This window comes from Microbispora sp. NPDC046933 (assembly GCF_040644635.1).
Taxonomy (GTDB): domain Bacteria; phylum Actinomycetota; class Actinomycetes; order Streptosporangiales; family Streptosporangiaceae; genus Microbispora.
In genome coordinates this window covers 1-14,092 of record NZ_JBEYWW010000029.1, presented here as the reverse complement: position 1 = coordinate 14,092, position 14,092 = coordinate 1, and the positions used below count along the sequence as shown (strand labels likewise).

13 protein-coding genes and 1 pseudogene are annotated in these 14,092 nt (G+C 73.4%); 5 read left to right on the top strand and 9 right to left on the bottom strand.

Features of this window, described 5'->3' with window-relative positions; all coding sequences use genetic code 11:
* Nucleotides 1-6: 6 nt before the first annotated feature.
* Together ABZ857_RS31850 and ABZ857_RS31845 are read left to right on the top strand one after the other, a co-directional pair.
* Entirely contained in the window at nucleotides 7-771 is a 765-nt protein-coding gene (locus ABZ857_RS31850; RefSeq protein ID WP_357050299.1) for an alpha/beta fold hydrolase, read from the top strand.
* A gap of 12 nt (nucleotides 772-783) precedes the next feature.
* Nucleotides 784-1,287, top strand: coding sequence for a hypothetical protein (locus ABZ857_RS31845; protein ID WP_357050296.1), 504 nt, complete (start codon nucleotides 784-786; stop codon nucleotides 1,285-1,287).
* 48 nt (nucleotides 1,288-1,335) lie between these two features.
* Here the strand turns inward: ABZ857_RS31845 and ABZ857_RS31840 are convergent, their stop codons facing one another.
* The 7 genes from ABZ857_RS31840 to ABZ857_RS31810 form a co-directional block, all read right to left on the bottom strand.
* Complete coding sequence (locus tag ABZ857_RS31840; RefSeq protein ID WP_357050293.1) at nucleotides 1,336-2,535, bottom strand: hypothetical protein; 1,200 nt, start codon at nucleotides 2,533-2,535, stop codon at nucleotides 1,336-1,338.
* 161 nt (nucleotides 2,536-2,696) lie between these two features.
* On the bottom strand, nucleotides 2,697-3,479 hold the full coding sequence (locus ABZ857_RS31835; RefSeq protein WP_357050290.1) for an endonuclease/exonuclease/phosphatase family protein: 783 nt from the start codon (nucleotides 3,477-3,479) through the stop codon (nucleotides 2,697-2,699).
* A complete protein-coding gene (locus ABZ857_RS31830; protein WP_357050287.1) occupies nucleotides 3,457-4,398 on the bottom strand; it encodes an ROK family glucokinase in 942 nt (313 codons plus the stop codon). The genes ABZ857_RS31835 and ABZ857_RS31830 overlap by 23 nt, the downstream gene beginning before the upstream one ends.
* A 109-nt stretch (nucleotides 4,399-4,507) precedes the next feature.
* The gene (locus tag ABZ857_RS31825) at nucleotides 4,508-4,942 is read right to left on the bottom strand and encodes a DUF5304 family protein (protein ID WP_357050284.1); all 435 of its coding nucleotides are present in this window, start codon (nucleotides 4,940-4,942) and stop codon (nucleotides 4,508-4,510) included.
* Complete coding sequence (locus ABZ857_RS31820; RefSeq protein WP_357050281.1) at nucleotides 4,939-6,099, bottom strand: ArsA family ATPase; 1,161 nt, start codon at nucleotides 6,097-6,099, stop codon at nucleotides 4,939-4,941. Before ABZ857_RS31820 ends, ABZ857_RS31825 begins: the two co-directional genes overlap by 4 nt.
* Nucleotides 6,096-6,533 carry an SRPBCC family protein gene (locus ABZ857_RS31815; protein ID WP_357050278.1) on the bottom strand — a complete coding sequence of 146 codons (438 nt, stop codon included), beginning with the start codon at nucleotides 6,531-6,533 and terminating at the stop codon, nucleotides 6,096-6,098. The genes ABZ857_RS31820 and ABZ857_RS31815 overlap by 4 nt, the downstream gene beginning before the upstream one ends.
* A gap of 14 nt (nucleotides 6,534-6,547) precedes the next feature.
* On the bottom strand, nucleotides 6,548-7,315 hold the full coding sequence (locus tag ABZ857_RS31810; RefSeq protein ID WP_357050275.1) for a metallophosphoesterase: 768 nt from the start codon (nucleotides 7,313-7,315) through the stop codon (nucleotides 6,548-6,550).
* Nucleotides 7,316-7,552: 237 nt separating this feature from the next.
* Between ABZ857_RS31810 and ABZ857_RS31805 the strand changes: the two genes are divergently transcribed.
* The 3 genes from ABZ857_RS31805 (at nucleotide 7,553) to ABZ857_RS31795 (ending at nucleotide 12,162) form a co-directional block, all read left to right on the top strand.
* Complete coding sequence (locus ABZ857_RS31805; protein WP_357050272.1) at nucleotides 7,553-9,352, top strand: AMP-dependent synthetase/ligase; 1,800 nt, start codon at nucleotides 7,553-7,555, stop codon at nucleotides 9,350-9,352.
* Between the two features lie 343 nt (nucleotides 9,353-9,695).
* Nucleotides 9,696-10,595 (top strand): manganese catalase family protein, encoded by a 900-nt coding sequence (locus ABZ857_RS31800; protein WP_357050269.1) that lies wholly within the window; start codon nucleotides 9,696-9,698, stop codon nucleotides 10,593-10,595.
* A gap of 211 nt (nucleotides 10,596-10,806) precedes the next feature.
* Entirely contained in the window at nucleotides 10,807-12,162 is a 1,356-nt protein-coding gene (locus tag ABZ857_RS31795; protein WP_357050266.1) for an Nramp family divalent metal transporter, read from the top strand.
* Between the two features lie 12 nt (nucleotides 12,163-12,174).
* On the opposite strand, the gene ABZ857_RS31790 is transcribed toward ABZ857_RS31795, so the two are convergent.
* Together ABZ857_RS31790 and ABZ857_RS31785 are read right to left on the bottom strand one after the other, a co-directional pair.
* Entirely contained in the window at nucleotides 12,175-13,284 is a 1,110-nt protein-coding gene (locus tag ABZ857_RS31790; protein ID WP_357050262.1) for a glycosyltransferase family 4 protein, read from the bottom strand.
* A 93-nt stretch (nucleotides 13,285-13,377) separates the two neighbouring features.
* Nucleotides 13,378-14,092 (bottom strand): annotated as a pseudogene (locus ABZ857_RS31785) (hypothetical protein); the annotation flags it as partial.

The following is a 14,092-nucleotide window of genomic DNA, read 5'->3' as shown; positions in this document are numbered from 1 at the left end:
TCACCCATGCCAGTGCTGCCCGGTGCGGAGCCGTACCACCACGAGGGCTGCGGGATCGGCGTCCTGCTCTGTCACGGGTTCACCGGCTCGCCGCAGTCCCTGCGGCCGTGGGGCGAGCACCTGGCCCGGGCGGGGCTGACGGTGTCCCTGCCGCGCCTGCCCGGCCACGGCACGACGTGGCAGGAGATGAGCCGCACGCGCTGGGAGGACTGGTACGCCGAGCTGGACAAGGCGTTCGCCGACCTGCGCGGACGGTGCGCGGAGGCGTTCGTGATGGGCCTGTCCCTCGGCGGCTGCATGGCGCTGCGCCTGGCCGAGGTCCACGGTGACGCCGTCACGGGCGTCGTGGTGGTCAACCCGTCCGTGATCAACGACGTGCCGCTGCTGCGGCTGGCCCCGGCGCTCAAGTACGTCGTACGCTCGATCCCGGGGGTGGCGGGCGACATCAAGAAGGAGGGCGCGAGCGAGCTCGGCTATCCGCGCACGCCCGTCCGGGCCGCCGCCACGCTGCCCCGGCTGTGGAGGCTCGTCCAGTCCGACATCTCCAAGGTGACCCAGCCGGTGCTGGTCTTCCACAGCAGGGACGACCACGTGGTAAAGCCGGGGAGCGTCGCGTTCCTGCAGGCGAGAATGGGAAACAATCTGGAGGTCAGAGAGCTGGCGGACAGCTACCACGTCGCCACCCTCGACCACGACGCGCCTGTGATCTTCGAAGGGAGTCTGGAGTTCATCCGCTCCCACGCCTCGGTACCCTTGACGAAGGACTTGTGACCCGGGATCGACGTGACGCCGCAAAGTGACGAGGACGAGGTCTGGCGCCAGATCGTCGCCTCGTTCAACGAGACAGCCGAGGACGCCTCGGCCGAACAACCATGGCCTGACCGGGAGAACGTCACCGAGGAGACCGACGCGGGCAACGGCGACGGCTCCCCCGATGACCGGGCTCCCGACGACAGAGCCCCTGATGACGGGGTGCCCGGCGACCGGGCCCGGGACGACGACCAGACCGGCGAGGAGCGGGCTCCCGCCCCGGTCGACGACGACCACTACATCCCGCCGCCCCCTCCGCCGCTTCCCCAGGGCGACGCCCTCAGCCGGGCCTCCTGGCTGGCGCTGTTCGGCGGCCCCGCCTACCTGCTCCTGGCCGCTCTGCTGCACTGGCCCATGGACGGCTGGATCGTGTTCGCCGCGGTGTCGGCGTTCATCGCGGGGTTCGTGATCCTCGTCGTGCGCATGGGCGACGGTCCGCCTGCCGACTCCGGCTGGGACGACGGCGCGGTCGTCTGACTCGCCGCGCGCGCCGGACTCCCGGCCGTTCTCGCCGCGCGGGGGTTCTCACTCGGCTCCGGGGGTCGCCTTCACTGTGGCGGCGGCGGCCGGAGGCGGGCCGAACCGCTCCACGAGGTCGGTGTAGCGGCCCTTGTCGTCCAGCGTGTGACCGACCGCCACGGTGAGGTCGCCGACGTGCGCGACCGCCTGGAGCCGCACCGTACGCTCCTCGGCCGGCGCCGGGCCCCGCAGCGTGGTCCAGCGCGATCCGTCCCACCGGAGCAGGAAGCCCTCCGCCTCGCGCCTCGGGTCGTACCCTGAGATCCAGAACACGCCGTCGCCGTCGCCGGTGACGCCGTACAGCTCGGCGCGGCGATCCGGCGGCGTCACCCGCTTCCAGTGCCTGCCGTCCCAGTCGAGGACCAGCGGGGAGATGCCGCCGTCGCTCTGGTAGACGCCGCCGACCGCGACCGCGCGCTTGCGGCCGTCCGCGTACACGTCCCGCAGGAAGCCGCCCCTGATCTCGGGCAGGTCGGCCTGTTTCCATCCGCTGCCGGTCAGGCGCATGGCCAGGGGCCCGGAGCCGGAGTCGCCCACCGCCCAGCCGTCCGACCGGCCCGCGAGCGCCACGCCGTACATCGCGCCCTCGGGGCCCTGGCCGGTCTTCCAGGAGGTGCCCTTGGCGGCGCCGCCGCTGCTCAGCAGGAACGCCTTGCCGTCCCGGCTGCCGACCGCGACCACCCGGCCGGACGAGGCGGCGACCCCGCCGATCCAGTCCCCCGCGCGCAGTTGCGGCACGCCGACGCGGTCGAACCCGTCGCGCGAGCCCTTCGCGACGTACGGCAGGCCGTCGTGGCCGTCGCCGACCGCCCAGATCTCGCCGGCGGAGGCGGCGGCGACCGACCGCAGGTGCCCGGCGCCGGTGGCGTCGCCCCGGATCGGCACCTCGCTCCACGAGGAGCCGTCCCAGTGGGTGATGACCCCCTGGTTGCGCCAGAAGTCCCAGGCGTTCTGCTGGCCCACGGCCCAGATGTCCTTGGCCGACAGGCCGGCGACGTCGGACAGCGAGCCGTCGGACTGGAGTCGTCCGGTGGAGGAGCCGGCGTCCTGGGCGACCTCGTCCCCCGACGGGCTGCGCTCCGCCTGGGCGCGGACGGTCCCTGCGTGCGCGTGCGCGACCGATGTGGCGCGCGGGAGGAGTCCGGCCAGCAGGCCGGCGGACAGCACACACAACGGCACCGCACGCCGTATGAGGCGGCGGGTCATGAAACGATCGTACGGGGGACCGGGCACTCCCCGTCACACAGGTCGTGAATCCGATTACCTAGAGATGCGGGGACGCGACCGTAACGACCGTCTCCGGCCAGCCGGAATCCGGGGGTCGCCACCCCGCGTGACCAGCGCGCGGGCGCCGCGGGCGCGGCACGTCAGGACCGGGCGGGCGGCGTGAAGGCGACCTCGGCGACGACCGGCCGGTGGTCGCTCGCGGCCGCCAGGTCCTCGGCCGCGACGTCCGCGCCGCCGTACGACGCGACGGTCAGGCCCGGGCCCGCGAAGATCGCGTCGATCCGCACGCGGGGATCGCGGGCCGGGAACGTCGCACCGGCGCGGCTGTGGTCTCCGTCCGCCGCGAGCCGCGGCGCGGCGCCCTGTGTGGCGGAGAAACGCGTGACGGTGAAACAGTCCGTGTAGCGGCCCCCGAGAAGACGCCAGACCGGGGCCCCGGGGATCTCGTTGAGATCACCGGCGAGCACCGGCGCGGCGCCGAACTCCCGGGCGGCGCGCTCCAGGAGCGGCAGGATCTGGACCGCGTGGCTCAGGCGCGCCCCCGCCAGGAGGTCGAGGTGGGCCGAGCACACGGCGTACCTCTCGCCGTCCTTCTCCACCACGGCGAGCGCGACGGAGCGCCATTCGAGCCCGGCGAACCACCGCAGGCGGTGCCCACGCCCGCGCAGGAGCCGTACGGCCGGGGCGGTGAGGACGGCGGTGCCGCCCACCCGGCCTCCGGCGGCCACGGACAGCCCGGCCGCGTGGGCCAGCGCCCGCCGCTCTCTCCGCCAGCCCGGAAGGCGGGGCGCCTCCTGGAGGCACAGCACGTCGGGCCGCAGGGCGCGGATCACCCGGACCAGCGCCCGCCGGTCGTCCCTGAGCCCCCGGACGTTGTAGGTCGCGACCCGCAGCACGCCGTCAGCGGAGCCGGGCCAGGTCACCGGCTCCCACCAGGCCGGCCGACGGGCCCATCTCGGCCACCCTGATCTCGGCGGGCGGGCGGTGCCCCCGGCCGGTCAGCCGCGCGGCGAACTCCTCGCGCACCCGGTCGACGAACAGGTCCGCCGCGCCGGAGACGCCGCCGCCGATGACGAAGCACCCGGGGTCGAGGACCGCGGCCATGTCGGCCAGCCCCTGGGCGAGCCATTCGGCGAGCGACTCGAAGGCGGCCAGCGCCGCCCGGTCGCCCTGGCGCGCCGCCTCGGTCACGTGCTCGCCCTGGATGCCCTCGACCGAGCCGCCGAGCCGCAGCAGGTGCGTGGCGCCCGCCGGGTCGGCCTGCGCGTTGTTCCTGGCCTCCATCAGCAGCGCGCTGCCGCTGGCGTACCGCTCCCAGCAGCCGCTGTTGCCGCAGCCGCAGGCACGGCCGCCCGGCACCGCCTGCATGTGCCCGAGCTCGGCGCCCATCCCCCATCGTCCGCGGTAGAGCTCGCCGCCGAGCACGATGCCGCCGCCGATGCCCGTGCCCACGGTGACGCACACCACGTGGCTCTCGCCCCGGCCCGCGCCGAAGCGGTACTCGCCCCAGGCCATGGCGTTGGCGTCGTTCTCGACGACGACCGGCAGGCCGACCAGCTCGCCCACCTTCTTGCGCAGCGGCTCCTCGCGCCAGGCGAGGTTGGGGGCGAAGCGGATGACCGAGCGGGTCTCGTCGACGAAACCCGCCGCGCCGATGCCGACCGCCTCGACCGCGTGCCGCGCCGCGAGCTCGGTCACCGCATCGGCGATCGTGAGCGCCATCTTCTCGGGGCTGCCCGCGGGGCTGTGCCGCAGGCCGCGCTCGAGGATGGTGCCGTGTTCGTCGACGACACCATAAGCGATCTTGGTACCGCCCACGTCCACGCCGATGGTCAGCGCCATGCTGTCTTCCTTCCGCCCGATCCGCTTCCACAGGAGCCACGCCGCGCCGATTGAAGCCGATCGAGCCGGGTTGTGGCAATCCCGCCGTCGCCCGCCCTTCACCGGCCCGTCAGCCCAGGTCGATGTGCTCGACCTTCGGCTCGCCGGACCGCCGCTCCCCGGCCGGGCGCGACGGGGGACGCTGCAGGGCGTCGACCGCCTGCCGGAACGCCGCGAAGAGCTCGCCTCCCGCGGCGATCAGGTGGTCGGTGACGTCGCCGCCGGCCTCGCGGCGCGCGGCGATGACCCGGCACACCGGGCAGGCCCGGCAGACGTACTCGTCGTGGTCCTCCGAGACGGCCTCGCTCCACACGTCGCCGCCCCGGCCGGCCGCGCCGGCGCCGCCGAAGGCGGACCCGAAGCCGCTCACGCCACCCTTCACCAGCCCCTTGCCGAACTCCCGGCCCATCCGCCGCTGTACGGCGTCCAGCAGCTTCATCGCCTCCTCCGCCGCCGACCCGAGCGGGTCCTGGCTGCGCGGAGTGCTGTCGTTGGAATCCGTCATTTCGCCCCTCCTGCCTCGAACCGTACCCGGAGCCGGCCGTCCCGGAGCGCGGCCGAGGAGATCTCGCGCCGGGCGAGGGCGGCGGGCAGGGCGATGACGCGCCGGTACGACCCGGCGGTGACGATGATGTCGTCCCCCTTGCGGGCGAGGTCGAGGTCGTCGCGGTCGGCGAGCGGCAGGGACAGCGCCAGCTCGTCGGCGGTGAACCTCAGCGGCGGCTCGACGTCCGGGCGCGCGAAGGGATCCCGGTCTCCGTACATGCGCGCGGCGAGCCCCGCGAGAGCGGCGGTCCCGACCGGCTCCTCCGGAAGGTAGGGGACGGTGAGGACGGGCAGCGGCGCGAACGACTCGTGCACCGCGGCGAGCTGCCTGGCCTGGGCCTCCACCCAGCCCAGCCGCCACTCGTCGGCGCCCTCCGCGGGGAAGACCCGGTTGGCGATCACCTCGTCGACGCGGTAGCCGTACAGGCTGAGCGAGGTGAGGGTGCGGCGGGCCTCGGCGACGACCACGGCCTCGGGGGTCAGCACGAGCCGCACGGACGCGTCGTCGCCGGTGAGCAGCGCGCGCACCTCCAGCAGGCCCCGGTGCAGCCGCTCCCCCGCCGAGACGACCTCGCCCTCGGGCACGCTCACCTTGGCGACGTGCCGGATGACCGGCGACAGCGCCCTGAGCATCCGCCTGCCCGTGGGAAGCAGGCGGTTGACGTGCCAGTCGAGCGCCTCCGGCAGGGCGAGCAGGCGCAGCGTCTCCGCGGTCGGCGCGCAGTCGACGACGATCACGTCCCAGCAGCCGGTGCGGGCCTGCTCGCGCAGTTCGAGCAGCGCGAGGATCTCCTCGGCGCCCGGCAGCACGGTGATCTCCTCGGCGGTGACCTCGTCGAGGCCGAGCTCCGCCAGCACGTTGCCGGCGTAGTCGCGTAACTCGCCCCAGTGCCGTTCCAGCGACTTCTGGGTGTCCACCTGCTGCAGGTGCAGGCCTGGCGCGGCCTCGACCGGCTCGGCCGAGGGCGGCACGCCGAGCGCGTCGGCGAGCGAGTGCGCGGTGTCGGTGGAGACGACCAGTGTCTTGTTGCCCCGCTCCGCGGCGAGCGTGGCGGTCGCGGCGGCCGCCGTGGTCTTGCCGACCCCGCCCTTCCCCGTGAAGAGGAGGATCCTCATCGGCTCTCGGCGCGCCGCTTGAGCCCCTTCAGCGCGGTGTCGACGATGACCTTCTCGGCCTTGCGCTTGATCATGCCGATCATCGGGACCTTCAGGTCCACGGCGAGGTCGTAGGTGACCTCGGTGCCGCCGCCGTTCTCGGCCAGGCGGTAGCTGCCGGTCAGGCCCGAGAGCATCCTCCCGGCCTCGACCATCCGCCAGCTCACGCCCGCGTCGTCGTCCCAGTCGTACCCGAGGACGTACTCGTCGCTGATCACTCCCGCGTCGAGGACGAAGCGGACCCGTGAGGCACGGCCGTCGGCGCCCGTCTCCAGGACCTCGGCCTTCTTCACCTGGCCTGCCCACTCCGGATAGGCCGGAAAGTCGGCGATGACGGCCATGATTGTCGACCGGCCGGCGCCGATCGTGATGCTCGACGAAGTGCGATCAGCCATGCGCCAACCGTACTTCACCATTCCAGGGCGAAAGGCGTGCCACGGCCGCGGAAATGGCCGACGTTGACGCACTCCGTGCGCCCGACACGGGTGCGGCTGACCAGCGGCTGGTGGACGTGGCCGAACAGCGCGAAGCGCGGCTGCGTCCTTCTGATCGCCTCCAGCGTGGCCTCGCTCCCCCGTTCGAACCGCCGGGCCACCACGTCGTACAGCAGGTCGGGGATGGCGGGCGGGATGTGGCAGCACAGCACGTCCACCTCGCCCACCGCCTCGACCTTGCGCGCGTACTCCTCGTCGTCGATCTCGTACGGCGTTCGGTACTTGGTGCGCAGGCCGCCGCCGACGAACCCGAAGGTGAGCCCGCCGATCTCGGCCACCTCGCCGTCCAGGACCCGCTGCCCGGGCCGCAGGTGGTCCGCCCACAGGCGCGGCAGGTCCACGTTGCCGTACGTGAGGTAGGCCGGCGTCGGCATGGCGGAGAAGATCTGCTCGTACTGGCGGCGGACCGCCGCCTCCATGAGGTCGCGGGGGTCGCCGTCGAGGGAGCCCCACAGGCCGGCCGACAGCTGCCGTGCCTCGTCGAAGCGGCCCGCCGCGCGCAGTCCCACGTACTCGCTCGCCTTCTCCGCGCCGAACAGGTCGGGGAAGATGCCCTGCGAGTGGTCGGCGTAGTCGATGAACAGGAGCAGGTCGCCGAGGCAGATCAGGGCGTCGGCCCCGTCGCCCGCGCGGGCGAGCGCGCCGGCCCGGCCATGGACGTCGCTGACGACGTGGATGCGCATGCGGACATGGTAACGGCCGCTTTACCTAGCAACCGCTTGGGTAACGGAAAGGTGTCGGACCCGCCCCCCAGGGGACACTGATAGCGTCGATTTGTCCCTGGGTAACGCCTGGGTGACGGATCTACCCATGCGTAACATCGCACGGTAGCGTCCGGTGAGACACGAAGAGTTATGCCCGCAACGCGGTCCCCGCCCTGCGCTCCGGGGACCGCGCGGCCGTGCGCGAAGGAGTGACCCGTGCGCGAGTTCAGCGTTCCCGTGCTGGTGGACGTGCCTCCGTCCGCGAACTGCACCGACGTGGTGTTCCAGCGCGGCGTGGACGAGCCGGACGCCGTCGTCATCCGACGCAAGGAGGGCGAGGATCCGGCCGCGCCGTGGACGCCGGTCACCGCCGCGCGGTTCAGGGACCAGGTGGCGGCCGTCGCCAAGGGGCTGATCGCCGCCGGGATCGAACCCGGCGACCGGGTCGGGCTGATGTCGCGCACCCGCTACGAGTGGACGGTCGCCGACTACGCCATCTGGGCGGCCGGCGCGGTCGGGGTGCCGATCTACGAGACCTCCTCCGCCGACCAGGTCAAGTGGATCCTGACCGACAGCGGCGCCAAGGCCGCGTTCGTGGAGACGGCCGCGCACGAGGAGACCGTCCGCGAGGCCGTGCCCGAGCTGCCGCTGCTGTGGCGCATCGACGGCGGCGGGTTCGCCGAGCTGGAGCGGCTCGGCGCGGACGTGACCAACGACACGCTCGCCGAGCGCAGGGCGGCCAGGGGCGGGCGCGACCTCGCCACGATCATCTACACCTCCGGCACGACCGGCATGCCGAAGGGCTGCCGCCTGACCCACGACAACCTGCTGTTCACCGCACGCAACGTCTCCCACGGGCCGCTGGAGACGCTGTTCGACGTGGACGGCCGGGCCGCGCTGCTCTTCCTCCCCCTGGCGCACAGCTTCGCCCGGCTCATCCAGATCGTCCTGATCGAGACGCGCACGGTGCTGGCGCACAGCCCGAACATGAAGAACGTGGCCCCCGACCTGCGGGAGTTCAAGCCCACGTTCCTGCTGGGCGTGCCGCGCGTGTTCGAGAAGGTCTACAACGCCGCCGAGCAGAAGGCCAACGCGGAGGGCAAGGGCAAGATCTTCCACGCCGCCGTACGGGCCGCGGTCGAGTGGAGCAAGGCCGAGAGCTCCGGCGGGGCGGGCCTCGGCGCCCGGCTCAAGCACGCGGCCTTCGACAAGCTCGTGTACGGCAAGCTGCGGGCGGCCACGGGCGGCGCGCTGACGGCGGCGGTCTCCGGCGGCTCGGCCCTCGGCGAGCGGCTCGGCCACTTCTTCCGCGGTGTGGGCATCGAGGTGTTCGAGGGCTGGGGACTGACCGAGACCAGCGCGCCCTCGACCGTCAACATCCCGGGCGCCAACAAGATCGGCACGGTCGGCAAGCCGTTCCCCGGCGTGAGCATCCGCATCGCCGACGACGGCGAGATCCTCGTGAAGGGCCGCCACGTCTTCGACGGCTACTGGAACAACGAGCGCGCCACCAAGGAGGCGATCGACCCGGAGGGCTGGTTCCACACCGGGGACGTCGGCCAGTTGGACGAACACGGCTACCTGAGCATCACCGGCCGCAAGAAGGAGATCCTCGTCACCGCCGGCGGCAAGAACGTCGCCCCGGCGCCGCTCGAGGACGCCATCCGGGCGCACCGCCTGATCAGCCAGGTGATGGTGGTCGGCGACGGCAAACCGTTCATCGGGGCGATCGTCACCCTCGACCACGAGGCGATGGAGCAGTGGAAGCAGGCCAACGGCCGCTCCGGCGCCTCCATGGCCGAGCTCTGCACCGACCCGGCCGTCGTCGCCGAGGTGCAGCGGGCCGTGGACGACGCCAACCGGATGGTCTCCAAGGCCGAGCAGATCAAGAAGTTCAGCATCCTCGACATCGAGCTGAGCGAGGAGACCGGCCACGTCACGCCGAAGCAGTCGATCAAGCGGCACGTCGTGGCCCGCGACTTCGCCAAGCAGATCGACGAGCTGTACGGCGGCTGACCCACCGGAGCACCGGCGGCCAGGCCTGGTCGCCGTCGTGCGCGTCCCAGGACCGGCCGCGCCCGCCTTGACCGGGCGCATCCCCTTGACCGACTTCTTTCCCGGCGCTCGCGCGCAGGCCGATGTGTCGCATATGCGGGAACAGCGGGTTCTTCGCGCCCAATCGAGGTGTGGGATGGCACCTGTCCATCCATTGGGCCCTTCGTTAGGTGTCGCTCCTGTGGTCCCGTTGCGCCACGTGTTGGGATTTATGCGTGACCCCCCGCCACATGCACCAGCGGGGTCGCGCCCTTAGCCCGCGTAAGGCCTGCGGCTCCCTGCGGTTTCCTACCCAAGGAGTCATATGTTCCGGCACAACCGGCGCCTGCAGTTCGAGGCCAAGCCCGAAAAGCCCGACCCGGTGTACGCGCGCAAACTCCAGGAGCTCATCGGCGGCGCCTTCGGCGAGATGACGGTCACCATGCAGTACCTGTTCCAGGGCTGGAACTGCCGCATGCCCGGCAAGTACAAAGACCTGATCATGGACATCGCGACCGAGGAGATCGGGCACGTCGAGATGCTCGCCACGATGGTCGCCCGTCTCCTCGAAGGCGCGCCTTCCACCGCGGTCACGAAGATGGCCACCGCCGACCCCGTGCTCGGCGCGGTGCTGGGCGGGATGGACCCGCAGCAGGCCATCGTGTCCGGCGGCGGCCCCCTGCCCGCCGACAGCAACGGCTATCCCTGGAACGGCCGCTACATCGTCGCGAGCGGCAACCTGCTGGCGGACTTCCGGGCCAACGTCGCGGCAGAGGCGCACGGCAGGCTGCAGACCGCCCGGCTGTACCACATGACCGACGACCCGGGCGTGAAGGCCATGCTGAAGTTCAACCTCGCCCGCGACACCCTGCACCAGAACCTGTGGCTGAAGGCGATCGAGGAACTCCAGGCGGACGGCCTGGAGGACGTCGTCGTGCCCGACGCGCTGTTCGACGAGGAGTACGCCGAGCACGCGGAGACGATCTGGGACCTCTCCGACGGCGCCGAGGGCCAGGCGGGCGGCTGGGCGAGCGGGCCGCAGCCCGACGGCCGCCACCAGTTCGCCTATCTCCTCAACCCGGAGCCGCTCGGGGATCCCGCCATGGCTCCCCCGCCCGACCCGAAGCTGTACGACACCTACGACGGCAGCATGGGCGAGCCCAAGAGCCCGGCCCTCGGCACCGAGGTCGGCCCCGTGGGCAAGCTCAAGGACAAGCTCACCTGACCGAGCCGTCGAGCCCGTGAGCGAACGCGGAGGCCGGTCGGACCCCGGCTTCCGCTCCTTTCCCGATCCACGGCGCCCGCGTCCCGATCCACGGCCGGTTGTGCCTGTGGTGGGCCGCGCGGCGCCACGCGCAGGCGGGCGTGCAGGCCGCCCGCCGTGCCCAAGATCGACCTCCTGCCTGTGAGGCTTTCGTGTTTCCTGTGAGGCTTTCGTGCTCGACTCCCGCCGTCCCGTGAACGGGCCCGTGCCCGCCGTTCCCGCCGCCGTTCCCGCCGCCGTTCCCACCGCCGTTCCCACCGCCGTTCCCACCGCCGTTCCCGCCGCCGTTCCCGCCGGCGGGCGGGCGTCGCCGGGCCGACTGGCGCGGCTGGCCGGCCTGTGCGGTCCCGCCTTCGTCGTCTCCGTGGCGTACGTCGATCCCGGCAACTTCGCGACCAACATGGCGGGCGGCGCCCAGTACGGGACGATGCTGCTGTGGGTGATCGCCCTCGCGAACGTGCTGGCCATGTTCGTGCAGGCGCTTTCGGCCAAGCTCGGCATCGCCACCGGCCGCAACCTCCCCGAGCTGTGCCGCGACCACCTGCCGCGCCGGGTGAGCCTGCCGCTGTGGGTGCAGGCCGAGCTGGTCGCCGCCGCCACCGACCTGGCCGAGTTCATCGGCGGGGCCATCGCCCTGAACCTGCTGTTCGGCGTGCCGCTGCTGCCGGCCGCCGCCGTCACGGCCGTCGTCTCCTCGTTGCTGCTCATGCTCGCGCCGCGCGGGCGCCGCCGGTTCGAGGCGACCGTCGCGGCGATGCTCGCCGTGGTCCTGGCCGGCTTCGCCTACCAGGTGCTGCTGTCGGGGTCCCTCGCGGGTGTGGCGGGCGGCTTCGTACCCCGCCTCGCCGGGCCGGACAGCCTGCTGCTGGCCACCGGGATCATCGGGGCGACCGTCATGCCCCACGTCGTCTACCTGCACTCGGCCCTCACCCAGCACCAGGGCGGGCCCGGCGGGCCCGGGGAGGAGGTGCACGGGGATGTGCGCAGGGAGGCCGTGCGGGCCAGCCGGATGGACATCGCCGTCGCCCTCGGCACCGCCGGGCTGGTGAACATGGCGATGCTGACCGTGGCCGCCGCGGCGTTCGGCGGCGGCGATCCCGGCAGCCTGCAGGCCATCCACGCCGGCCTCGGGCAGGTCCTCGGCCCCGGGGCGGCCGTCGCGTTCGCGCTCGCCCTGCTCGCCTCCGGACTGGCCTCCTCCAGCGTGGGGACCTACGCCGGGCAGGTGATCATGGCGGGGTTCCTGCGCCGCCGCGTGCCGCTCCTCGCGCGGCGCCTGGTCACGATCCTCCCGGCCATGGCGGTCCTGGCCGCCGGGGTGGATCCCACCCGGGCGCTCGTCCTGAGCCAGGTCGCGCTGTCCTTCGGCATCCCGTTCGCCCTGGTCCCGCTGGTCACGTTCACGAGCAGCAGGAAGCTGATGGGCGACCTCGTCAACCGCCGCCTCACCACCGTCGCGGGCGTAGCCGTCGCCGCCGTGATCAGCGCGCTGAACGGCTTCCTCCTCGTGGAGGTCTTCACCGGCTGAGGCGGCCTTCCGTCACAGGAGTGCGGCGAACCGGGCCGCGACGAGGTCCCAGCGCCACTCCTCCTCGATCCAGGCCCGGCCCCGCTCGCCCATCGCACGGGCGCGGGCCGGGTCGGCCAGCAGGTCGCCCAGCGCGCGGGCCACCGCCACGTGCGACGTGCCGTCGACCACCAGGCCCGTCTCGCCGTGCCGTACGGCGTCGGGGGCGCCTCCGGAGCAGCCGGCGACCACCGGCAGCCCGGTGGCCGACGCCTCGAGGTAGACGATGCCGAGCCCCTCGACGTCGAGCCCCCCGAACCTGCTGCGGCAGGGCATGGCGAAGACGTCGCCCGCGTCGTAGTAGGCCGGCAGGGACGCCCAGGGGACGGACCCCGTGACGACCACGGAGCCGCGCAGGCCGGCCCGGGCGGCCGTACGCTCCAGCGACCGCCGCGAGGGACCACCGCCGACCAGGAGCAGGACCGCCCCGGGAACCCGCCGCAGGACGAGCGGCCAGGCTCGCAGCAGCACGTCCTGGCCCTTGCGCGGCACCAGCCGGGAGACGCACACGACCACCGGCCGGTCGCCCAGGCCGAGCGACGCGCGGACCCGGTCGCCGCCCGCCCCGGGGTGGAAGGCGGCGGTGTCCACGCCCGGCGCGAGCCGTACGAGCCTGGAGGCGGGCACGACCCTCGCGATCCGGCGGCGGGTGTAGTCGCCGAGGTAGGTCACGACGTCGGCCCCCGCGCCGATGCGGCGCAGCAGGGCGCGCGCGCCGGGCAGGCGCGCCCACGACGCCTCGTGCCCGTGGGTGAGCATGACGATCCGCCCGGCGCCCGCGGCGCGCAGGACGGGAGCGAGCAGCCCCAGCGGCGCCGCCGCGCCGAAGACGACGGTGGCGCCGTCCTCGACCAGCGCCGCCGCCCTCCTCGCCACCGAGCGCGTCGGCAGCATCAGAGAGGAGGGATGACGGACCACCTCGTACGGCTGGCGGGCGTCGAACTCCTCGCATCCCTTCCAGAACGGGGCGTACACGACGACGGAGCCTGGCGGCCTGCGCGTGGCGAGGCCGTGCACGAACGCCTGGATGCCGCCCGGTCTGGGCGGGAAGTCGTTCGTGACGATCAGCGTCCGCTTCGTCATCCTCACCCCCGCTGCAGGCGTGTTCGCGCGGTCCGCCCGCGCCGCCCGAGAACGCATTGTCGCAGCCGCGGCCGCACCGGAGCGGTACGACGATCAGGACCGGGCGAGCTGCTCGCGCGCGTACGACCGCCATTCGCGGGTCAGGTCGTCGGCGGTCAGCCCGAGCACCTCCCGCAGAGCGGCGCCGAACTCCTCGCGCAGCGCGGCGCGGTAGAGGGCGACCAGCCTCCGCTCGCCGAACCTGGCGGCGATGTAGCGGCAGGCCAGCCAGGCCTCCTCGTACGCCTGGGCGGGCCTGGCGGCGAAGTCGGCGGGCCCCGGCAGGCCGTTCAGCGCCGCCCTCCCGGCGGCGACGTCGGCGGCCAGTTCGGCGGTGACCACGCGGACCGGCAGCCCGCTGTCCAGGTAGCCCACGTAATCGGCGAAGCCCTCCATGAGCCACATCGGCACGGCGCGGGGACCGGTGGTCGCGACGTGCGTCAGCTCGTGGGTCACGACGACCAGGCGGCCGGTCGCGGACAGGCGGGCGAACGCGGCCGGCTGCACGATCACGCGGTCGCCGGTGGCGACGGCGGCCAGGCCGTCCACCTTCGCCGGCGCGGCCAGCACGGCCGCCTGCTCCACGGTGCGCGGCACGAGGACCACCGCGCCGCCGTACCCGCCCCAGACCCTCGCCACCGTACGGCCGGCCCGACCGGCCAGCGCGGCGATCCCGGCGACCAGCGGCCGGGGCGACCCGACGACGACGGCGCGCTCGCCGCGGGCGACGGAGGCGCCGGTCCACATGCCCGGATGCTCCCGCACGGCG